The sequence below is a fragment of the Bacillus sp. EB106-04-02-XG92 genome, assembly GCF_058791995.1.
Genome location: NZ_JBYTEA010000004.1, coordinates 357,895 through 377,729 on the forward strand (window position 1 = coordinate 357,895; position 19,835 = coordinate 377,729).

The 19,835-nt window shown below is 31.9% G+C and carries 23 protein-coding genes and 4 pseudogenes; 6 read left to right on the top strand and 21 right to left on the bottom strand.

What is annotated here, in order from left to right; translation table 11 throughout:
* Nucleotides 1–625: 625 nt before the first annotated feature.
* The 6 genes and pseudogenes from AC3WVA_RS13310 to AC3WVA_RS13335 all read right to left on the bottom strand — a co-directional run bounded on the left by AC3WVA_RS13310 (nucleotide 626) and on the right by AC3WVA_RS13335 (nucleotide 4,932).
* Nucleotides 626–1,442: pseudogene (locus AC3WVA_RS13310) on the bottom strand (YwqG family protein).
* Nucleotides 1,443–1,520: 78 nt separating this feature from the next.
* Complete coding sequence (locus AC3WVA_RS13315) at nucleotides 1,521–1,928, bottom strand: DnaJ family domain-containing protein (RefSeq protein WP_048525741.1); 408 nt, start codon at nucleotides 1,926–1,928, stop codon at nucleotides 1,521–1,523.
* Nucleotides 1,925–3,143 (bottom strand): annotated as a pseudogene (locus AC3WVA_RS13320) (alpha/beta hydrolase-fold protein). The gene AC3WVA_RS13315 and the pseudogene AC3WVA_RS13320 overlap by 4 nt, the downstream one beginning before the upstream one ends.
* Nucleotides 3,144–3,231: 88 nt before the next feature.
* Nucleotides 3,232–3,597, bottom strand: coding sequence for a hypothetical protein (locus AC3WVA_RS13325; RefSeq protein ID WP_098344418.1), 366 nt, complete (start codon nucleotides 3,595–3,597; stop codon nucleotides 3,232–3,234).
* 236 nt (nucleotides 3,598–3,833) lie between these two features.
* A pseudogene (locus AC3WVA_RS13330) lies at nucleotides 3,834–4,068 on the bottom strand (YxiJ family protein).
* A 12-nt stretch (nucleotides 4,069–4,080) separates the two neighbouring features.
* The gene (locus tag AC3WVA_RS13335) at nucleotides 4,081–4,932 is read right to left on the bottom strand and encodes a patatin-like phospholipase family protein (RefSeq protein WP_098520662.1); all 852 of its coding nucleotides are present in this window, start codon (nucleotides 4,930–4,932) and stop codon (nucleotides 4,081–4,083) included.
* Between the two features lie 179 nt (nucleotides 4,933–5,111).
* Here AC3WVA_RS13335 and AC3WVA_RS13340 point away from each other — a divergent pair, with 179 nt between their 5' ends.
* Nucleotides 5,112–5,489: a PH domain-containing protein gene (locus AC3WVA_RS13340; protein ID WP_000522465.1), complete on the top strand. Its 378-nt coding sequence runs from the start codon at nucleotides 5,112–5,114 to the stop codon at nucleotides 5,487–5,489.
* 121 nt (nucleotides 5,490–5,610) lie between these two features.
* On the opposite strand, the pseudogene AC3WVA_RS13345 reads toward AC3WVA_RS13340, so the two are convergent.
* The 5 genes and pseudogenes from AC3WVA_RS13345 to AC3WVA_RS13365 all read right to left on the bottom strand — a co-directional run.
* Nucleotides 5,611–6,084: pseudogene (locus AC3WVA_RS13345) on the bottom strand (GNAT family N-acetyltransferase); the annotation flags it as partial.
* Between the two features lies 1 nt (nucleotide 6,085).
* Nucleotides 6,086–6,607, bottom strand: coding sequence for a YfiT family bacillithiol transferase (locus tag AC3WVA_RS13350; RefSeq protein WP_017561595.1), 522 nt, complete (start codon nucleotides 6,605–6,607; stop codon nucleotides 6,086–6,088).
* 16 nt (nucleotides 6,608–6,623) lie between these two features.
* Nucleotides 6,624–7,151, bottom strand: a complete 528-nt coding sequence (locus AC3WVA_RS13355; RefSeq protein ID WP_098344414.1) for a GNAT family N-acetyltransferase — start codon at nucleotides 7,149–7,151, stop codon at nucleotides 6,624–6,626.
* A 63-nt stretch (nucleotides 7,152–7,214) separates the two neighbouring features.
* Nucleotides 7,215–8,537: an FAD-dependent oxidoreductase gene (locus tag AC3WVA_RS13360; protein ID WP_098520664.1), complete on the bottom strand. Its 1,323-nt coding sequence runs from the start codon at nucleotides 8,535–8,537 to the stop codon at nucleotides 7,215–7,217.
* Between the two features lie 81 nt (nucleotides 8,538–8,618).
* The gene (locus AC3WVA_RS13365; protein ID WP_098520665.1) at nucleotides 8,619–9,398 is read right to left on the bottom strand and encodes an undecaprenyl-diphosphate phosphatase; all 780 of its coding nucleotides are present in this window, start codon (nucleotides 9,396–9,398) and stop codon (nucleotides 8,619–8,621) included.
* A 130-nt stretch (nucleotides 9,399–9,528) separates the two neighbouring features.
* On the opposite strand from AC3WVA_RS13365, the gene AC3WVA_RS13370 reads away from it, so the two are divergent.
* Entirely contained in the window at nucleotides 9,529–9,735 is a 207-nt protein-coding gene (locus tag AC3WVA_RS13370) for a hypothetical protein (RefSeq protein WP_098520666.1), read from the top strand.
* 50 nt (nucleotides 9,736–9,785) lie between these two features.
* Here AC3WVA_RS13370 and AC3WVA_RS13375 read toward each other — a convergent pair whose 3' ends face one another.
* From AC3WVA_RS13375 to AC3WVA_RS13390, 4 genes are all read right to left on the bottom strand, one after another.
* Nucleotides 9,786–10,166, bottom strand: coding sequence for a nucleotide excision repair endonuclease (locus AC3WVA_RS13375; RefSeq protein WP_001048941.1), 381 nt, complete (start codon nucleotides 10,164–10,166; stop codon nucleotides 9,786–9,788).
* 77 nt (nucleotides 10,167–10,243) lie between these two features.
* Nucleotides 10,244–10,807: a GNAT family N-acetyltransferase gene (locus AC3WVA_RS13380; RefSeq protein ID WP_098520667.1), complete on the bottom strand. Its 564-nt coding sequence runs from the start codon at nucleotides 10,805–10,807 to the stop codon at nucleotides 10,244–10,246.
* 39 nt (nucleotides 10,808–10,846) lie between these two features.
* Nucleotides 10,847–11,419: a YybS family protein gene (locus AC3WVA_RS13385; protein WP_098520668.1), complete on the bottom strand. Its 573-nt coding sequence runs from the start codon at nucleotides 11,417–11,419 to the stop codon at nucleotides 10,847–10,849.
* A 74-nt stretch (nucleotides 11,420–11,493) separates the two neighbouring features.
* Nucleotides 11,494–12,924: a PQQ-dependent sugar dehydrogenase gene (locus AC3WVA_RS13390; RefSeq protein ID WP_492321993.1), complete on the bottom strand. Its 1,431-nt coding sequence runs from the start codon at nucleotides 12,922–12,924 to the stop codon at nucleotides 11,494–11,496.
* 203 nt (nucleotides 12,925–13,127) lie between these two features.
* Between AC3WVA_RS13390 and AC3WVA_RS13395 the strand changes: the two genes are divergently transcribed.
* Nucleotides 13,128–13,385, top strand: a complete 258-nt coding sequence (locus AC3WVA_RS13395; protein WP_098344411.1) for a hypothetical protein — start codon at nucleotides 13,128–13,130, stop codon at nucleotides 13,383–13,385.
* 48 nt (nucleotides 13,386–13,433) lie between these two features.
* Complete coding sequence (locus tag AC3WVA_RS13400) at nucleotides 13,434–13,883, top strand: NUDIX hydrolase (protein ID WP_195756383.1); 450 nt, start codon at nucleotides 13,434–13,436, stop codon at nucleotides 13,881–13,883.
* A gap of 42 nt (nucleotides 13,884–13,925) precedes the next feature.
* On the opposite strand, the gene AC3WVA_RS13405 is transcribed toward AC3WVA_RS13400, so the two are convergent.
* The 6 genes from AC3WVA_RS13405 to AC3WVA_RS13430 form a co-directional block, all read right to left on the bottom strand.
* A complete protein-coding gene (locus tag AC3WVA_RS13405) occupies nucleotides 13,926–15,041 on the bottom strand; it encodes an NAD(P)/FAD-dependent oxidoreductase (protein ID WP_098344461.1) in 1,116 nt (371 codons plus the stop codon).
* A gap of 126 nt (nucleotides 15,042–15,167) precedes the next feature.
* Complete coding sequence (locus tag AC3WVA_RS13410) at nucleotides 15,168–15,821, bottom strand: YdeI/OmpD-associated family protein (RefSeq protein ID WP_492321994.1); 654 nt, start codon at nucleotides 15,819–15,821, stop codon at nucleotides 15,168–15,170.
* A 138-nt stretch (nucleotides 15,822–15,959) separates the two neighbouring features.
* Entirely contained in the window at nucleotides 15,960–16,727 is a 768-nt protein-coding gene (locus tag AC3WVA_RS13415) for an arylamine N-acetyltransferase family protein (protein WP_098520672.1), read from the bottom strand.
* 138 nt (nucleotides 16,728–16,865) lie between these two features.
* Nucleotides 16,866–17,369 (bottom strand): MepB family protein, encoded by a 504-nt coding sequence (locus tag AC3WVA_RS13420; protein ID WP_048525772.1) that lies wholly within the window; start codon nucleotides 17,367–17,369, stop codon nucleotides 16,866–16,868.
* A gap of 103 nt (nucleotides 17,370–17,472) precedes the next feature.
* On the bottom strand, nucleotides 17,473–17,844 hold the full coding sequence (locus AC3WVA_RS13425) for a DUF4180 domain-containing protein (RefSeq protein WP_048525774.1): 372 nt from the start codon (nucleotides 17,842–17,844) through the stop codon (nucleotides 17,473–17,475).
* A 114-nt stretch (nucleotides 17,845–17,958) separates the two neighbouring features.
* Nucleotides 17,959–18,651 (bottom strand): HAD family hydrolase, encoded by a 693-nt coding sequence (locus AC3WVA_RS13430; protein ID WP_098880877.1) that lies wholly within the window; start codon nucleotides 18,649–18,651, stop codon nucleotides 17,959–17,961.
* A 246-nt stretch (nucleotides 18,652–18,897) separates the two neighbouring features.
* Between AC3WVA_RS13430 and AC3WVA_RS13435 the strand changes: the two genes are divergently transcribed.
* The gene (locus tag AC3WVA_RS13435; protein ID WP_098344406.1) at nucleotides 18,898–19,434 is read left to right on the top strand and encodes a DinB family protein; all 537 of its coding nucleotides are present in this window, start codon (nucleotides 18,898–18,900) and stop codon (nucleotides 19,432–19,434) included.
* Nucleotides 19,435–19,582: 148 nt separating this feature from the next.
* Nucleotides 19,583–19,765 carry a hypothetical protein gene (locus AC3WVA_RS13440; RefSeq protein ID WP_048525779.1) on the top strand — a complete coding sequence of 61 codons (183 nt, stop codon included), beginning with the start codon at nucleotides 19,583–19,585 and terminating at the stop codon, nucleotides 19,763–19,765.
* The last annotated feature ends 70 nt before the right edge of the window (nucleotides 19,766–19,835 follow it).

Below are 19,835 nucleotides of genomic sequence, written 5' to 3' on the forward strand. Positions count from 1 at the left end.
TTTCATCAACAACTTATAAAACAACAAACAACAAACAACTAAACAACCCATCCACAGAATGATTAAAAAGAACGAGGGGAGGCTAATTACCAAAACTAACTTATAATAAGTTTATTATTTTAAGTTAGTTAACATAATATATATTATAGGTAGTTACAGAAAAAAGCGATATCAGGTATCAAAACCCAAGTAAACTATACTTAATGAGACGGAACAGAGATTTTTAGTGAGATTCAGACAAAATCTTATCTAAACGAATTTCTACAGTTTTTATCATTTTTTTTGTTATAAATCCATCACAGTGAATTTTAAACGATTATTAATTAAGCTTTAAAGAATCAAAAACATTTTTGATCGACAAGAAATTTTTTATACAGAAAAATTATTTCTATACAAAATATAAATTATTAAATTCATTTTATGTTTTACTTAATAAATTTATATTGCTATTTACACACGTTTTATAACTTTAGATTATTTATTGTTATTTCTGTCATTTATGCTTGACTTTTATTGTACTTACCGTTCTTTATTCTAGTTAACATAACGTTTATTTTTAACATAAAAAAATCTTCCTCACCTTCAGGAAGATTTTTTAGCTTGCTAGTATTTCATTTATATATTTTTAATAACAATCCCAATTATAAATAACATTGGAAAAATCTAGATTTAATAAATCGTCTTTCTTTATAAAGAAATTAGCAACACCGGAATCTCCCCACATAATATTTAATGAATCATCTGTATCAATTTGCAGCAATAATACATCATATTGCTGGTATTTTTCTTCCCATTCTCTTGGATCTGTCTGTGTGAAAAATGGATAACCACCAATTTTATGCCCTTGATCTTTACATAAATCATCATACAGTTCGCCTAATTCTGTATTATTTTCTTCATCAACAATTTCTTCCCAATCAATTTCCTCACTAAACATCTTTTCAAATCGATAATCCCTTGATGTTACTGGTTGATAACCTAATTCAAACTTTAATTTCGCTGCTTCAGGTATGATAAAGTCCTCTAATTCTAAAGTGTTTAAATAACTAAACTCAGTAATTACCTTATTTAAATCTTTTATAATTGTAGAATGATAAATAATTCGAAAGTCTTTTTGTATTGTTGGATGGTCAAAATCGGCTCCATAAAGCTCATCATCAGCACTTACAAAAAACTGTAACATTCCCTCCTGAGGCATATATTCAACATGCGGTATTTCTTCAAAGTTTAGCTGCGCAAGTAACATCATAGGTTGTCCATTTGAATCTTTAGGATGCTCTTGATCTATAGGTAAATACGGATAACCACCAAACTTACTCTCAAAAAGCGTTGTCTCTGCTAATGTTCCAGACACGTTTATATACGGTTTCACACTTTCTTCTAAAATACTACGATACTGCTCTAGCTTTTTTCGGAATTTGAAGTTGATACGTATTCTTCATTGCATTTGCCTCCCTTTAATAATGAATTGAAAATGCCTTACTTAATTATATAGCAAAAGATAGCTGCATTAAAAATCGTTAAAAATCCGTTTTTACCCTCGTTTTTTGCGCACTTGGTGGACAAAGTAAATTATGTTCTAAAACCTTTTTATTAATAGTTCGAATTAAATTCGCTGATTCTGCAGTATTTGTATTTTCTTTTAGCTTTTCTTTTAAATCATCAATTTCCTTTGAAAGCTCAATCCACCTAGGTAATACATGATTATTTTTCAAAGTTCTATACAGTTGCTTTTCAGGATTGTACGAAAGATCTTTATCTAGATTTAGAGGTTTCCCTTTACCAGGTAAATTATCAAAAGACCCTTTCTTTTCTGCTTCTTTCACGATAGAACTAATATGGTCCTCATACGTAAAGGTCCAAACTTTCTCATCTTTTACTAAAATCTCTTGCTTTTTTAGTTTTTTATCTAGTTCTTCTTGATTCATAGATTCTCTCTCCTTTTTGTTTTATAGTGTGTTTTTGTAAGTTTTAAAGCTTTCAACCTATCAAATAACTTTTCTCGCCACCAAACACCGTTATGGCCGCCTTGAAACTCTTCATAAGTAATTTGGTATTCCTTTTCTTTTAAAGCTTTATACAGACGTCTATTAGCCGTTAAAAGAGGTTTGTTTTCAAGTTCTCCTGCTGCTATATAAAAATGAGGTTACGTCGCATTTGAATCTATAGATGAAATTTGATTTTCAATCCAAGGAATTTTATTTTCATACCCATCTTTTTTCCAATGAACGGATCCAGACATTGACAGCACGTTCCCGAAAATGTGTGGATTTTGAAGCGTTGCATAACAAGCTACTAAGCCACCAAGACTGAAACCAGCAATTGTTGTATGTTTTGCTTCTTGATGCACATGATACTTCGCCTGAATCCACGGAAGTAATTCCTCCGTTAAAAATGTATTCATTTTATCGTTATAAGTTAGCTCTTCTAGCCGATTAACTGGATCTATAGCAACAGCAATACAAAATACAAGATGGGATTTCTTTTTCGTAAATTAAATAATTGAGTGTTTTTGCGATTGAAAGGTTATTAATGAATGAATTTCCATCAAATACAATGAGAAGTTCTTGAAGATGTGAAGTGTGAGAATAATCATGAGGCGTATAAATATGAATTTTACGTGTGTTATTTAAAATTGTGCTATGAAAAGAATATGTTTCAATTTTTCCGGATGGATAATGCTTTGAAGGAAAACGACTGCTATACTGCACCTCCATTCCTATGTTTAACAAAGACGCTTTATTGGTACCTTCTCCAAATGTATTTCCATTAAATTGGTCTAATTGATACTGTTCACTACGCTTTATCCAATCATTTTCGAAAACATCGTTTACTGAAAAATAGTACGTTGAAATAAAACTCTTATCCGTCCGAAACGTTACATACCAAATATCTGTCTGTAACAACCGTTGTAGTTGATTTACAGACAGATCCCAACCAGGTACACTACCGAATACATAAACGTTTTTAGTTTTTCGATCCCCTAACCAAATATACGTTATAAGCTTATACTGACTTTCTACAGGACATTGTTCTATTAGTGGCGTATAATTCAACTTTATTTCATGAAAAAAAGTATACAAAGCTTTCTCATTTCCATTCTTTAATTGATTATTAAGCTCCTCTAACTTAGGACTAATTATTGAAGTCGCCTATCTTCCTCCTTTGCATTTCTTTTCATTAGATTGCTTTTATAGAATTTAGGATTAGGATGTTATGTATGTAGATGAGTTATTTATTAGAAAGTTTATCAATTGCCTGAATAGAAAGTTCCAACGCTTTAATCCGTCTTGTTAAAAGTGTTCTTTGAGGACTTTCAGCTTTAGACTTATCATAGGCCCTCTCAATTGATGGGAGCAAACAAGCAAGGATATTACGAGCCTCTGCTAGCTCTTCATGATTATACTGGTGACTTTCTTGATTCCAAATATTTTCTAGTACTGCTAACCCTACGCAAACTGCTTTAAGTCGTTTTTTTACTAATGTAGTATTTGCACCTTTTTGAGTCATTTGTGATAGTGCATTTTCAAGTTTACGAATTGTTGATTGTAAAGATTTTATTGATTCCAATTTATCTATATTTGATACATTTTCCATGTTAATGTTGTCCCTCCTGTCTTAATTTCACTCGAAATATTTTAACATAAATTACTAACGATATTCGAGTAGGACAATGCATTAAAGGAAAACAATCGCTAAACGCCTCTCCTCCCTTACTTTATTCTATAAATACTTCTTTTTGCACATTAAAATCCCTATATAAACAAGGTATAAATATTGACTTTTTTATGAACAAAAAACGCACAAGCAGTATAACTTGTACGTTTTTATTTTTATTCAGTAAGATAATATAGTAATGGTTTCCTAGACTTCTCATAATTCATGAAATCTCTATACAAAATGAGATACTTCACAATTTCCGTTTCAATAAAACGATATTGCGGAAACCATTCAAAAAACGATTTCCTTAGCCACTTTATTTGCTGAAGCACGATACGGAAACGGTTTTTGTAGCGGACTATACATTTTCTGCAATTCATTAAAAATAACCTTCTTATCTAATAGCAACTTTCCACCCCTTTATTTCTCTATCCACCTTAATAATTTTTCATAATGATATTGAGCATCTGTATAGCCGAGATTGTATAGATTGACGAGCTTTTCTTTATTTCTTTCTATTCCACTTATAGGAAGCTGCACGCTAGGTTGAATAACATAGAAATTATCTTTTTGTCCTATTTGCCCCATATAAGATATCGTCTCATTATAAAAACGATAATGTTCTACTAAAGATTGTGCGATATTCGGATATTTTCTATATAAAATTTTAGCTAGCCTAGAAAACTTATTTCGCCGCTTCTCATATCCTTCTGGCTTTGTCATAATAACGACGTTCTTTTCATAACCATCAGTTTGCGCTTTTAAAACTGGTATAGGATCAATAATCCCTCCATCTAGCAATTTTCGATTATCATATTCTACAGCAGGCGCTATAAAAGGGACCGAACTTGATGCACGAATGATCTTTAAAATGTCATTACCGTGTTCTATTTTATTGTAATAAACTGCTTTTCCTGAATCGCAATCAGTCGTTCCTATAACAAACTGTTCATTAGAGTGTAAGAATGTTTGAAAATCAAATGGCACAATTTTATTAGGTACTTCATCAAATAAAAAATCCATTCCGAATAATTCACGTTTTCGTATCAAATTTCGATAAGATATATAACGGTGATCAGATACTAACTCTGTATTTACTTTTTTATTTCTTCCTTTTTGACGTGATAAATAAGTTGCTCCCATACATGCTCCGGCCGATACACCGACTACATAAGGAAAATATAAGCTCTTTTCCATAAAATATTCGAGTACTCCCGCAGTATATAATCCTTTCATTCCTCCGCCCTCTAAAACTAAACCGATATTTTTCATACCATATCCCTCTGCTTCTTTTTTCTTACTTACATGTTAGCATAAGATTTTAAGATGAGGTTATAAAAAAGAATTGCAACAATAACCAGAAACTACTAAAGTAATGTCATAATTTCTTAGTAAATTGCATGGTACAATATAAGTAACACAATCCACAAATAATGGAGGAGGAATTTCCTATGGGTTTATTTAGCGGTATTTTAGGAAATGCATCAAATGCTAGTACAGAAAGTGTAGAACGTGATTTAGAGAAGATTATGCTAGACGATGAGAAAGTTGAGCATGCTTATAAATTAATTCGTGATTTAATCGTATTTACAAATCGTCGTCTTATTTTAGTAGATAAACAAGGAATATCAGGTAAAAAAACAGAGTATCATTCTATTCCTTATAAAAGCATTACACAATTTAGCATTGAAACAGCTGGGCATTTTGATTTAGATGCTGAGCTTAAAATTTGGGTATCTAGTTTGAGTACACCAATTACGAAAGAATTTAAAGGTGACGATAGTGTTTTAAGTATTCAAAAAGCGTTAGTAACATATACGACAAAATAATGTCTTTTCGCATGTTTATTCATTTGTAAAATTACTAACCCGAGTATTTTGGAAGAATATGCATCATTTTTGTATATTTAATCTCAAATGACAGAAAAAGGTAAAGTGTATTTCGAATGCTTTACCTTTCTTTTTTGTAATAGACAAGTGTAGTTTTATCATTTAATTTCTTTGTTACTTCTGTTCTTTTATATCCCATCTTTTCGTATAGAAAACAATTTCTTTCTTCTTCTAAAATCGTAGCAAGTTCGAAGCTTCGTGCTTTTGGAAACATCTCTTCAATTAAAAAAAGTACCTGCTGAGCGATTCCTTTCCCTTGATTGTTTGGATGAATAAACATTGGGCTGATCCAAAATTTATAAGGTAGTTCCTTTTTAAATATGCATATCGCTTCTACAAGGTTCGAATCAAATATAATCTTATAAAAGTTATTACTAGGATTATTTATCCTTAAAATCATTTTTTCAATAGATTCATTTGCTGGACTTGTTTCATAGTCTTTATATTTATTTAATAAAGGGGTAAACGAGTCTATTTGCATTTGAAATAAAGCTACTGCATCATTTTCTGTCGCATTCTCTAAAGTAATCTTCATGTTACCAATTTAGTCGTTTTCTTAATGAAGTGATATGAGCTGTATGATGACGTCCGTGCCATGCATATAGTCCAATTGCAGCAGCAAGTTTTGTTTCACCAGTTTCTGGATGGTTAAATGTCTTTTCTAAATCTTCCAGTTCTAGAGAATATAAAAGGTTAACCCATCTTTTATGTAATGAATCTAACATTACTAGTGAAACATCTACTGGTAATTTAGAATCAGGTAGTTCTGCCCACTTCTCTTCTTTATACGGTTTAATCGTAGGGTTCTTTTCTGTTAGTGCTAATTTAAAACGTATGTAGCTGTTCATATGGCTATCAACAACGTGATGGACTACTTGACGAACCGTCCATCCACCAACTCGATATGGCGTATCTAACTGCTTCTGATCTAAATCTTTGATAGCCTTTGTTAGTTCATTTGGTAAATCTTCAATTTCTTGAATCCATGTATCTATCATTTCTTCAGTTATAGGGCGTTTGTATGTAAATTGGCCAATTGGATAACGTAAATCATTCATGAATAAGTCCCCCTTATTATAAGCGCGAAGTATTTCTCCATATATAATGTACAAATTTCACATGTTCTCCATTTAATTCTACAGATGTTGTATCTGCTTCGTTTTGATAGGAAGAAAACCCGCTTTTTTCTAATACACTTTGTGATGCGAGATTATTAGTAGTTGTTTTAGCATGAATCTCATTAATTTTATTATTTTTCGCTACTTCTATAACTAATTTTACAGCTGCTGTTGCAACGCCTTTTTTAGTAAACTTTTCTCCTACCCGATAACCTAGCGAACTGCTTCGAGTTTCTGTATCAATATCCACTAAATTTATTCGTCCTACAATTTCTTTTTCTTCATTACGAATTAAATAAAAGTAAGAATCTCCATCAGCCTGTTCTATTAATAAACCATCTAGTAGTTTTTGGAAATATTTAAAATCAAAATATTGCGAGCCACGATTTGGTACCATTGTTTCAAAAAAAGATTTATTCGTAAGTTCAAACGTAAATAAATCCTTAGCATCGTTTTTCTTTAATTGTTCTATGTATATTTTCATCTTGACTACTCCTTCTATATCTACTAACTGTTATATATTCTTTTTCAATCAATTAATTTCCTTCTATTTCTTTTTCTTCAGTAATACAGCAAATAGCACTTTCGGATGAAATAGGTGAAATGGACTACGAATTAAATTCATCACCCTTACTAATCGAATATAAACGTCAGAGTCACTTGCGGATAGTTGATAAATTTGTTTCGTATACCAAAGCTGAAACTTTTGCTTTATCGTTAATTCTCTTTTTAACTGAGGATGACGTGATATCTCCGTTGTAGTCATCTCCCATGGAGTTTGTATGATATGAGCAGTCTCTTTATAAAACTGGTTTGTAAATGCACTATCAAGCTTTTGTTTCTTTTGTAAAAGTACCTGTAATTGGTAAGTTTCCATAGCAGCAACTGAAACACCTTGACCGAAAACAGGATCGAAACGACAATGCGCATCCCCAACTACTAACAATCTTTCGGGTAGATTATCCACTAAATCAAATCGCCTACGTACTTGATATGGGATTTTGTACGTTTGGATATTTGAAATTGCTTCTGCTTTATTTAGAAAATCTGTCACATTAGAAATTGATAGAGTTTCAGCAAAATTATAAAATTCCTCATCTGTTTGTGGCGCTTTTTCATTTGCATATCCACTGAAAGTAACAAAATAACGATGATCCTCAATCGTTTGAATAAGGACGCCATACGGATTGTCAGGGAAACTTGGAGACATTAGCGTATTACAGTAATCTAATTTCTCATTTTCTTTAAGTTTAAACATTCTAGTTGTGTAAAATAAATCAATACGCGCTTTCTCTTCTTGCACTTCGATATTATATTCACGTAACCATGCTATACTTTTTGAACCGAATCCACTTGCATCAACAACTATATCTGCTTGAATTTCTTCTTGTGTACCAGTCTCTAAACATTTTGCTTTTACTCCACATACTTTGTTACGTTTTCCATCTATTAATATCCCTTCAATCAATGTCTCATATTTAATAGTAATATTAGAAACCTGATCTATTCGTTTTTGAATATGCCATTCAAGCAAAAATCTACTTTGTTGAATCATATGTACTTCTCCTGTGAATGGTTGTTTCCATAAACCAAATTGATGCCATTTTAAATCACGAGTAAAGTTATGTACGACACTACCTGCTTCTATTAATTCATTCGTAATATTAGGAAACAATTCCTCAATGGCTTTTTCTCCACCTTTTAATAACACATGAGGATGATTACTTTGTGGGACTCTTTTTCTCGAGGACTTTCCATCCCATCTTTCACCGGCTTCTATAATGATTACTTCTTTAAAAGCAGTTGATAATGCTTTTGCCGCGAGCTTTCCTGCGATACTTCCGCCAATAACGATAGCTTTATTAAACATATTTTCCCCCTTAATAAAAGAGATCCTGTTTTTTATGAATGAAACAGGATCTTAAACTAATTAACTTCTTTACCATTATAATTAAAACACATGGGTATATTGCAACGTTATAATTATAATGCCTAATCCCCAGACGTAATACGCGAATACTTTTAAAGAGTGCCGTTTTAAGTATTGAATCATCCATGAAACAGCTATGTAACCGAAAAATGCTGCTGATAACGTCCCGACAATTAAAGATGTATTAGAAATAGATTCTGCTTTTCCTTGAAAAACATCTGCAAACTGCAAAATAATTGCTCCTACTATAGCTGGTGTTGATAATAAAAAAGAAAAGTAAGCAGCAGTTTCGCGGTCTAACTTCCTCCATAATGCAGCGACGATTGTCATACCAGAACGAGAAATTGCCGGAAAAATAGCAGCCGCTTGAAAGGAACCGATAATAAATGCATCTTTATATGTAATGTCGTCCATTTTTTTACGACCATTCTTTTGTTTATCCGCCATATAGAGAAAGAATCCTGTCACTAAAAACTCCCAACCAATCGTAATACCTGTTTTTGAAATATCCTCAAAGAAGTCTTTAAATAATAAACCGATTACGACTGCAGGTATCGTCCCGACAATAAGTAGTAGCATGAGTTTTGAAAATGGATTATTAATTAAATATAAAAATTCTTTCTTGTAATAAATAAACACTGCAAGTAAAGTTCCAATATGAAGCATCGTATCTAAAAATAATCCCGCTTCATCTAATTGGAACAAATGCCTTCCTAAATAAAGATGACCTGTACTACTTATCGGTAAAAACTCTGTTAAACCTTGTATGATCCCTAATATAAAAGCTTCTAACCAATTCATGATGGTCCCCTTTCTTGTTTGCTTGTACCAATATATGAAGGTTAATTTTTCGATATGAAAAAAACTATATTTCTCTATGAATTCACTTTCATTTTATGGATATATATGTAAAAATAGTGAGGGGGTTATTATGTGGCAACATACGAAATTCGGCAATGTATTACTATGGATAGGACCTATCCTTGTGTTTATAGGGTTATGTATGACAAATGTTATTTCTGATATTCCTATCTTTGAAGGAAAACATAAAACGATTGGAATTGTACTTATATGTATAGGGGTATGCTGTTTTATTGTGGCTAATCATTTAAAAATAGGAAAAAAATATGAGGACTAAATTTAAATAAAAAACAATCCCAGTCTATGTACTGGGATTGTTTTTTGTACTTATTTATAGAATACTTTATCAACGTTATATTTTGCTTTATATTCATTAATGATATATGTTTCGTAAATTTCTCTTTCTGTTGGATCTTCTACGATACATGCATCAATGCGGTATACTTCATCACGATGATTTTTAATTGGTGAAACATTGTCTTCAAAATGCTTCTTAATACGTTGTCTAATTTTACGAGCTTTACCTACGAAAAGAAGTTCGTCATTAATATTGTAAAACATAAAAATGCCGCCTTTATCTCTAGGGAACAAGTGGAAATCAATAAAACCATTAATTGGAGTGATTATTGGCTCGTCTCCTTTAATAACTTGTTTACGTTCAGTAATTGAAACATCAGCTTCAGGAATATTAATTTTAATCAAGTTCATTCACGTCCTCTTTTATTATAAAGATAAATAATAGCATACATATGTAAGAAAAGCTACGTTCAGAGGCATATTTCATTTTATAATTCAAATATTATAGGAGTATCATGTAAACTCTTCTTCCAAATCATATGATCACTTGATTCTCCCCAATAATCCTTCAGTACATAACTAGGTTCTCCAAACTTCTTCGCCCATATACTTTGCGCTTTTTTGTATCCACTATCTAAACAGTATTCTGTTATCCCTCTGCTAAGTAACGTAATATACATTGCGTTTAGCAATACATTGCCTATGCCATTTCGTTGATATTCAGGTAATACAAATACTGTTCCTATTTCATGTAAATCTTTAAGAACACCACCTGTACAACTATGAATCAATGTACTTGCTGGACCGATTTCAATTGTTCCAATGATTTTATCGTTACTTGTATCAATTGCTAATAAAAAGTAACGACTTTCTCCGTTACTCTCCACATCATTTTCCAAATACTGTTTTTTCGTATGTATTTCATTTTCTATGTCATCCAATAATTGTGATAACCCCTCATTTTTAAATGTATGAGTAATAACAAGACGAAAAAACAAATTTAATTCATCTACATCATCTTTATTTGGTCTTCTAATTTTAACGTTATACACGAATTAAATCTCCAATCTTTGAAAATATATGAGAAATTGTTAAGTCCATACTTTATATACTCTATTCAACATTATTCTACAAAAGCCTGCATAAATCCAACAGTATAGAAAGCTCATAATAAATATCGAAAATATAATTTTTATCTCCAAAGTTGTATGAACGGTAGGACCTAATACAGGAAAGCGAAAAATATCAAGAACGATCATAATACCTATAAGTAGACATATCGCTGAAAAGGCAACCACCAAAATCCTCCTCTTGAATTGTATAAAGGATACTCCTAACGCTATACCTAATAAACCAGTAGTAAAGGGAAAAACAATGAGTTCACTTGGCTCAATAATAAATAACAGGAAAATAGTTAAAATATAAGAGAATATTCCCTCGCGAATAGAATAACAAATAGCTAGAAAGATTGGTAGCGTCGCAAATGGACTAATAAATAACCCAATACCGGGAATTAAGTTGCCTGCAGATTGAAAAATAGCAGCAAGTGAACCGAGTAATGCTGTAATCACTAACCTCTTTGCTGGCGTCATCTTTCTATTATGAACAAAATTGGTATCATACGCGATCATCGGTTGATACCAATAGTTTCTAAAGTGATTCATCAAAATCCCCCTAAAGATATCTAATTATACAGTGGACGATTATATAATGAATAATTCCGAGAGTGTCTATCATGTTAAGGAACGATTTCAAAAATAGTACCTTTGTTAAAATCAGTTACTTTCATAGAACCGTAAACTCCTAAATATAATCTAGTTTGATCCAAATTTGTTCCTAAACTCATATAATAAGCTTCCTGCTCACCGAAATCATAATGTGTTTCAATAATATGAAAGTCAGTATGTTTACCGTGCGTACCAGCTCTAGAATAAGCTAACGCACCTTTTACTGAAGACTGCGATTTTTCTTTTTTAGCAAGATCAGTAAACACAATACTACCAGTCAAACTAGAAATGGCAGTTCCCATATACGGCTGAACTCCAGTAAGGGAAGTTCCTTCAAATTTATCTGGTCTGGAATCTTTATGATAATAACTAATTAGAGACTGTATACGCTGCACTGATGTTTCTATAGTTTCATTATAATAAGCCATTATTCTCTCATCTAAAGTTGGATTCTCAGAACAGTGCCTTATAAAAGAAGTTGGTAATTCTCCTTCCCATCCTCTCCACCCAAAATTAATAAATCCATATTGATCAAGTGTACCTCTCATTAAATGAGTTTGAACGATTTCGGTAACTGGTATTGGTTTATATAGAACAAAAGAAAAAATAGACTCTACAATATCTTGTCCGACGTTACCGGCATATTTGATATGTTGATTATGAAACCTTTGAAATGAAATACCTGTAATATTACGAACGCCTTTTGCAATGACTGTAAGTGTTTCTTGTATAGATAAAGGAAGTTCATTAAAGCGTGTAACTACTGGAGGATTGGTTATGAATGTATCTCTACTTACATCGATTTCAATTATTTTACCCGCTATTTCTAAATCATCCTGGCTTAAATTAAACGGATCATAGCCAGAACCACCATCTCCATTTGTAAAAACAAGATTTCCAGTCTCAGGTGAAAAGTTTAAGCTGTTTACGCCGTTATGATTAAAAAATGGCCTTCTTATATTAAGTAAAGTTCTTCTTTTTTGAGGTTTACCGTTTGATTGTAAAATCCATTCTTCAATTGTATCGATATGATCATATTGAGTATCTCTATTTGTCCACTTTAAGTTTAAAGTTTTCTCGTCACAAGGATTCGGTTTAAATTGTTTTGAAAGCGCTCCTGGCCCTTGAGTCCCGGCTACTGAATAATGAAGATAAAATAAGGCATTGTGATTAAATTGCGGATGAAACGCTAGTCCTAGTAAGCCGCGTTCATCATACCCGCTACTAGAAACGCCTTCTTCAAATGTACCTAATTTAATAATTCGGTGACGTATATTTAAAAATGTCTTTATAGCATCGTCTCCTATGTAAAAAACCTCTCCTAATTGAGTTGCGATAAATAGCCTTTCGGTCGTTTCACCTGGAAGTATAGCTGTTTTTATTACAGTCGGTAAATTTAAGTTATGAACGATGGGCCGTAAACGAACCTTAATTTTTGTCAATTAACTTCCCCCCTTTTTTATTTCTTTTATATAGAAGAATATGATTAGAGTAGTTCAATTAGTATCAAAACTATAGACATGAAGTTGTAATATCTCTGTTCGTACAAGTCTGTTTTCTGTTTAACATCAATTAACTTATATACCTTTTTATTACATTTTTTTGGTATAATAAAAGTATAGAATAAAAATTAGGGGGACAATCCATGGCAATCCTACTACAAATCATCGTACCACTTACATGTGCAATATACTTATTTATCCTCTATCGCAATGGAACATATGGATCAACTTCATTCCTCTTAGCAGTCATGATAGGAATTTTCGGTTTAGAGAATATCTTTCAATATGCTAGTTTAACAGATCATGCTGTATATCCGTATTGGGGAAGTTTGAAGGCTGTAATCTTTATTTTATCCGTGGCGTTTATATTCAAAAGAACACCCACTCCATATAATAATTAACAATTATTCATATTTATTTAAAGTTTATTTTCAGGAAGAGGTTATACAATGAGAGCGCCATATCAAGTATTAATATTTCCTTATATAATAACTGAAGATACTATTCAATACGCTATTTTTAACCGAAGTGATTATGGTTATTGGCAAGGAATTGCTGGTGGTGGAGAAGATGGTGAGACTCCTATTGAATCAGCAAAACGGGAAGCGTTTGAAGAAGCTGGTATTTTAAGAGAATTTCCTTATATAGAATTAGATTCTGTGTCTTCACTACCAGTAGAAGATGTAGTTGGAGAATTTCTTTGGGGAGATGATGTTTATGTAATAAAAGAATTTTCTTTTGGAGTTCAAGTTTCTACAAAAAACATTTCATTATCCAAAGAACACTCCAATTATAAATGGTTATGCTTTGAGGAAGCAGTAACGCTTTTAAAGTGGGATAGTAGCAAAACAGCATTATGGGAATTAAATAAAAGGTTATTAAAGCAATTAAAGAGTTAGCTATAAATAAAAAAGATTAGGAGCGAATCCTAATCTTTTTTATTATTCAATTGCACCCGCAACGTCATAATCGTTTAAATCTAATTCAATTGTTTGACCAAGTGCTAGTTTAGCTAATTCTGATCCTAAATATGGGCCGGCAGTTAAACCTGAAGCACCTAATCCGTTCGCAACGAGAATACCTTCAAAGTTAGGAAGTGGCCCAATTACAGGTAAGAATCCTGGCGTAAATGGTCTAAATCCAACTCTCGTTTCAAGCATAGTACCATTTTCTAAACCAGGTGCAACTGTTAATGCTTTATGGAATACTTCATGTAAACCACCTGCTGTTACACGATGATCGAAGCCAGTTTCGTTTTCGTGGGTAGCTCCAATTACGACATGACCATCGTCAAATGTTAAAATGTATTGATCGTTTGGTGGCATAACAACTGGCATATGGCCTGTTGCTGTATTTTCCGTTTGCAGGTGAACAATTTGTCCTTTTTGGAACGTAACTAAGAAATTAACACCTAATGGATTCAATATTTCATTCGCCCATGCGCCTGCAGTTACAATTACCTTTTCCGCTACCATTGTTTCGTCATTTACTTTAACTCCAGTAATAAGATTACCTTCACTGACTAATTCTGCATCACCTTTAATAAAAGTTGCACCATGTTTTTTCGCAGCACTTATTAATGCATTACGCAATGATCTTCCGTTTACTCGTGCAGCGCCACTAATATGAACAGAACTGTATTCTTCTGATAATGCCGGGAATAATTTTTTCGTTTCTTCAGCAGATAAACGTGTAATTTCTCCAATCTCTGGTGCATCTTCACGTCGTTTATAAGCTCGTTCTTCCATTTTATCTAACTTTTTCTCATCAGTATGTAAACTAATTGCACCTACACGCTTATATCCTGTATCTGTTTCACCGTCTTCTTCTAATTGCTGAATTAAAGAAGAATAATAACGCGCACCGCCTTTAGCGATTTTATACCACGCTTTATTACGACGCTGTGAAAGCCAAGGACATACAATACCAGCTGCTGCATCAGTTGCTTGACCTAATTGTTGGCGATCCACGATAGTAACGTTCGCACCTGCTTTAGCTAGATGATAAGCAGTAGACGCTCCTAAAATACCAGCTCCAACTACAATATACGATTTCATTTCAAACACCTTTTCTCTTTTGCTAATTATTTAAATATAAGAACATACTTTAGTATACTGAAAGGAATCCTTTTTTCAATGTGCTAAGCATAATTAATTGTTGCATCATTGTGAATTTCCTAATCGTTATTTTTTATTCTTACGAAATAGTTCAATTGTTTTATAGCCTTGTGAAAGGATTTCAATCATTTTCTCAAGACGTTTATCGCGTGTTTTTTCTTGTTTTACAGAAAATAAATTACGTGCCCAATCTTTTTGATATCCAGGTGTTAAACTTTGATAAAACGTAAGTTCATTTGGATGATTAGCCAATAATGCTTCAACATCTTTAATACGATCTGCATAATCAGCGACACATTGACTCATAGCAGGCGTTTTCTTCTCTTTTTTCTTTTCACGCTTTAAGCCTACAACAGTAAAGACGTCGTCCATACTTACCATTCGTGCAAATTTAATATCACTCTGTCCTACATACCCATCTTCGCCAACGCTTAATGCAGGAAACATTTCATCACTGTGAATAAACGTACTGTAACGAGAATTACCTTTTTTCGGATACGCGAAGAATATGTAGCCTTTTTCAATTAGTAATTCTTCATTACTAATAATAAAATTCGTTTGTTTCACCATTTCATCAAGTGTTTCTACAAAAATAAAAATGGCATCATGATCTTTGGAAAATGCAGTTTCTTTCCCTGTAAAAATGTCATAATCACTTGGTTCATTAATCACGACCATATTTGTATACTTATTAAGTTTCAATTTATCAATAATTGACATAAAAATCTTCCTTTACATTCAAAATTCATTGTTCATACCGTTCTAGTGTATTATATCTGTTAAGAAAATCAAACTTTAATAGTAGTTTTAAAATAAAATAGCCGATTCTGTATAAGAACCGGCTAGCTATTGGTTACATCACAACTCAATAGCAAATAAAGTATATAAAAACTCCCTATATTGATCTTCTGTAATTACACGTTTCGTTTTTTCCTCACGAATCATTTCAGTTAAACTAGTATTCGTTAAAGAGACATGGCCATAGTCCGTCAATTTCACCGCAATTGGTCCCTTATTAAAAACAGATTTCTCATCTTCTATTACTCTTTTTTGAACATCGTTCACTACTACTTCATCAATGATACGATTATAAAAAGCATGACAAACTTTCCAATCTCCATTCGTATCTTTTCTTTCTAAAATGTAATTTCCTTTACTTGTGTCTCGTTTTCTCACTCGATACGAACCATTTTTAGAGGAAACAGATTCTCCAGTAAAAGGTACGGGGGTTAAAGGTACTAATGAAGCAATACCTACATCAATTAAGTATCGTTTGTTATCATAATTTAAAATAATCGTTATATGCCCATCCTCAAGTGCCCATGCGTTTATATCATTTTTATATACGGTTCCAAGGGCAAGTTGTACATCATAACCACATTCTTTTAAAAAGTAGTAAAAAAGAGTATTTAATTCATAACAAAGTCCGCCGCGGGATGTAGTTAAAATTTTATTCTGTAAATTTTCCATAGTAATTGTATTCGCATTACGTGTTATCACATCTAAATTCTCAAATGGTATAGTGTGTGCAAATGCAAAGAGAATTGTATTTAATTCTTCAAACTTCACTTCAGTACGGTTTGCAAGATTCAATCTTGTAAAAAGCTTATGTTGTAGACCTGTCATAGTCAGCACCCCTTAACATGTATAAGTTAAAATAGTATATGCTGATTGTAAATTTGATGGGGTACTGAAACAATGTACATTTCGTTTAACTGTACCGGTACAAAAAGTCCAACTCACAAGATTACATAAGAAAAGAAGCTACAAATACAAATTTAATAATTTATCTATAGGTAAATTATTAGGATCACTTAAATCAACAAAATATTGAAGTTGCCACATTTGGCTCTTTTTCGCTTGATTGCTAACAGGAGTATCCCAAAGTGGATAAATTCTCATAGCCATCTTGCCTTTTTGACTTTGTGTTTTCAATATTTTTTCTTTAAGAATAATTTCTTTAGGGAAAATAAATTGTCCTAGTTTATTATCATCAATACAAGTGATAACTAATAAGTCAGGAGCAGCGTCATAAGAAAAAGCTTGATTTTGCATATTGTCATCTTTCTCCCAAAAAGAAACAAATTGCCCAATTTTATTAGGGGTAATTTTTGATATTCTAAAACGAATGCTTTTATGATTTAAGTAAAATAAACATCCCGCATATTCTGCGTTTTGTTGTTCTTCTTTTAGATTCGTGATTATTAATTCGTTAGGTTTGTAAATTATATTGTTTAAATTTACGATTACATCATTAAATTTGTTCAAGTAAAATCCCCCTTTATTCACCTCTTAGTTTATCACAAACATCAGTTCTTATATGTTGTAAATAATAAGCGACGTGAAAAAAAGAGATTTTACTGGGGTATTATTAAAACTTCAATGTACTTAGTTTTTCAATTGCCTGTTGTTCAGTTGCTAAGAAAAAAATGTCTTTTCCTTTATTACATTCATAAATAAAATCCTTTAAGCTTTTACTAGTATACATAGAGAAATCTCCAATGATAGCAATCTTAACCTTGTAGTTTATATACTTTTGAAGAATATCGCCCGCAAGACGTGTCTTTAGATCAAAGAAGTCTTTGCTTATTAAAGATTTTGGGATAATAATATGTTTCGCATCTACCTCATATTGAACTGTTGCCATAGTATCTAATGCAGACTGAACATCCGATATTAATACCTTATCGTTTCTAATGACCGCAATATTGATTCCATCGATTACTACTTTCTTTATCTCCATAGTCCCACCTCTTTATAATGTACACAGTATGAGTAAAATTGTTTTACAAAACTTCGTATTAATCATAGATAGTTTCTCTTTTTTATATTTTTGAATATATATATGAAATTGCTTTTACTTGTTATAAAAATATTGTGGAGTAACATAACTTAACAAACTATCCAAAGTGTTAATCTCGGCATATGGTTGTATTTGGGTAGTATTCTTGATTTTCTGAGGGTTAAACCACACACCTTTTATATTTACATTTTGAGGACCAGCAATATCCTTTTGTAAGTCATCCCCAACAAATAAAGTATTTTCCGGCTGTGCATTTAGCTTATTTAATGCTAGTTCGAATATACGTTTATCAGGTTTACTAAATCCCACTTCTTCAGAAATAATGATTGTTTCAAAATACCTATTTAAATTCGTGTTAAATATTTTAGCTTTTTGCCTCTGAGTTGAGCCATTTGTTATAATGCCAACTTTAAATTGCTTCTTTATTTGATTTAAGAAATGAATAGTATTTTGGTCTATTGAAAAACATTTAGGGAAATTTTCATTCCAAAAATCTTGGATGTAATTGTGTGGCAATCTATATTTCGGCGCGAATTCATCAAATAATGATTCTAAAACTATCGTTTTATCGCTAATACCGTATTCCCTTTTATCGTATTCTTTGAATGTCTGTAACATAGTGTTTTTAACTGTATCACTAACATCCTCATAACACTTTTCTAAAACTAATAAAAAAAAGTTATCTACTGCCTTATCCCTATCAAGTAACGTATCATCTAAATCAAATAGCATCGCTTTATAACTCATTAAATAATTTCACAACCTTTCGTTATTTCCTAGATATTATCAAAAGTAATCAAAAAACTCGTAATAGAACGATATTCGAAGAGTTAAATCAAAAATCCTTTTTCTGTTTGTTAATTGATGTGAAAGTACACTATTTCGACTAAGGTAATAGATGAATTTTTTAATTGTAATTTCGAACTTTCAGATTAATTCAAAACTCTTTTGTGATAATCTGTACTTAAAGATTAAAAACAAAGGAGGATTCGTATGCAAATAAGACCAAAGTCAAGTGAATATAACCCATATTATGCAACGTATATTAACTTGATATCAGACGGAAATATCATACATATTCTAGAACAACAGATACAGGACACGAACTGTTTATTAAAGGAGATTTCTGATAGTGAGGGACTTTTCCGATATGCTCCTAGTAAATGGAGTATAAAAGAAGTAATTGGTCATATAGCGGACACAGAACGTATTACGGCGTATCGATTGCTATCTATCGCTCGAGGAGAGACAGCAGAACTTCCAGGCTATAACGATGATATGTATGTTCTTAAAGCTGATTTCAACAAGCAATCTATGCAAGATCTTCTTGAGAATTTAATGATTGTTCGCCAATCTACCGTACATTTACTTAAAAGTTTAGATAAAGACGCTTGGTTACAAAGAGGAAATGCGAACAAATCTGCAGTTACAGTTCGTGCATTAGCATACATCATTGCTGGTCATGAGCTTCATCATCTACAAATTATAAAAGAACGTTATCTTGGTTCTAATGCATATCCAGTAAGTTAATAATTGAAGAAAAAAAGCCCTATTTATGTAGGACTTTTTTTTCGATATTTATAAAATCCACCACATAAGATGCAAACTAGCCCTTATACATAATTTTCTTCAGACTGATATACTATAAACACTATAGTTCTAGAAAGGTGATGATATTATGTATGAACAACAAAATAATAGGGATAGAGATCAAAAAATGATGTTTTCAATGCAGGGAGTTCCCACAAAAAAAGTTAACATGAATCAATTACCAAAATGGATTAGAATTTTCGGTTATTGTGCGTTTGGTTGGTTGATACTATTTAGTTTAATTATGACTGTAGGTTTAATTCTGCAATAACAATACTTATAAAATGTTTACGGGAAATTATTTAGATTATACGTCTAAGTAATAAAATAGTTTATTACCT

Excerpts from the sequence above, each read along its gene's own strand:
- AC3WVA_RS13315 (WP_048525741.1), bottom strand. The coding sequence starts at position 1,928 with ATGAATCAAGAAGAACTAGATAAAAAACTAAAAAAGCAAGAGATTTTA.
- AC3WVA_RS13325 (WP_098344418.1), bottom strand. The coding sequence starts at position 3,597 with ATGGAAAATGTATCAAATATAGATAAATTGGAATCAATAAAATCTTTA.
- AC3WVA_RS13335 (WP_098520662.1), bottom strand. The coding sequence starts at position 4,932 with ATGAAAAATATCGGTTTAGTTTTAGAGGGCGGAGGAATGAAAGGATTA.
- AC3WVA_RS13340 (WP_000522465.1), top strand. The coding sequence starts at position 5,112 with ATGGGTTTATTTAGCGGTATTTTAGGAAATGCATCAAATGCTAGTACA.
- AC3WVA_RS13350 (WP_017561595.1), bottom strand. The coding sequence starts at position 6,607 with ATGAATGATTTACGTTATCCAATTGGCCAATTTACATACAAACGCCCT.
- AC3WVA_RS13355 (WP_098344414.1), bottom strand. The coding sequence starts at position 7,151 with ATGAAAATATACATAGAACAATTAAAGAAAAACGATGCTAAGGATTTA.
- AC3WVA_RS13360 (WP_098520664.1), bottom strand. The coding sequence starts at position 8,537 with ATGTTTAATAAAGCTATCGTTATTGGCGGAAGTATCGCAGGAAAGCTC.
- AC3WVA_RS13365 (WP_098520665.1), bottom strand. The coding sequence starts at position 9,398 with ATGAATTGGTTAGAAGCTTTTATATTAGGGATCATACAAGGTTTAACA.
- AC3WVA_RS13370 (WP_098520666.1), top strand. The coding sequence starts at position 9,529 with ATGTGGCAACATACGAAATTCGGCAATGTATTACTATGGATAGGACCT.
- AC3WVA_RS13375 (WP_001048941.1), bottom strand. The coding sequence starts at position 10,166 with ATGAACTTGATTAAAATTAATATTCCTGAAGCTGATGTTTCAATTACT.
- AC3WVA_RS13385 (WP_098520668.1), bottom strand. The coding sequence starts at position 11,419 with ATGAATCACTTTAGAAACTATTGGTATCAACCGATGATCGCGTATGAT.
- AC3WVA_RS13395 (WP_098344411.1), top strand. The coding sequence starts at position 13,128 with ATGGCAATCCTACTACAAATCATCGTACCACTTACATGTGCAATATAC.
- AC3WVA_RS13400 (WP_195756383.1), top strand. The coding sequence starts at position 13,434 with ATGAGAGCGCCATATCAAGTATTAATATTTCCTTATATAATAACTGAA.
- AC3WVA_RS13405 (WP_098344461.1), bottom strand. The coding sequence starts at position 15,041 with ATGAAATCGTATATTGTAGTTGGAGCTGGTATTTTAGGAGCGTCTACT.
- AC3WVA_RS13410 (WP_492321994.1), bottom strand. The coding sequence starts at position 15,821 with ATGTCAATTATTGATAAATTGAAACTTAATAAGTATACAAATATGGTC.
- AC3WVA_RS13415 (WP_098520672.1), bottom strand. The coding sequence starts at position 16,727 with ATGACAGGTCTACAACATAAGCTTTTTACAAGATTGAATCTTGCAAAC.
- AC3WVA_RS13425 (WP_048525774.1), bottom strand. The coding sequence starts at position 17,844 with ATGGAGATAAAGAAAGTAGTAATCGATGGAATCAATATTGCGGTCATT.
- AC3WVA_RS13430 (WP_098880877.1), bottom strand. The coding sequence starts at position 18,651 with ATGAGTTATAAAGCGATGCTATTTGATTTAGATGATACGTTACTTGAT.
- AC3WVA_RS13435 (WP_098344406.1), top strand. The coding sequence starts at position 18,898 with ATGCAAATAAGACCAAAGTCAAGTGAATATAACCCATATTATGCAACG.
- AC3WVA_RS13440 (WP_048525779.1), top strand. The coding sequence starts at position 19,583 with ATGTATGAACAACAAAATAATAGGGATAGAGATCAAAAAATGATGTTT.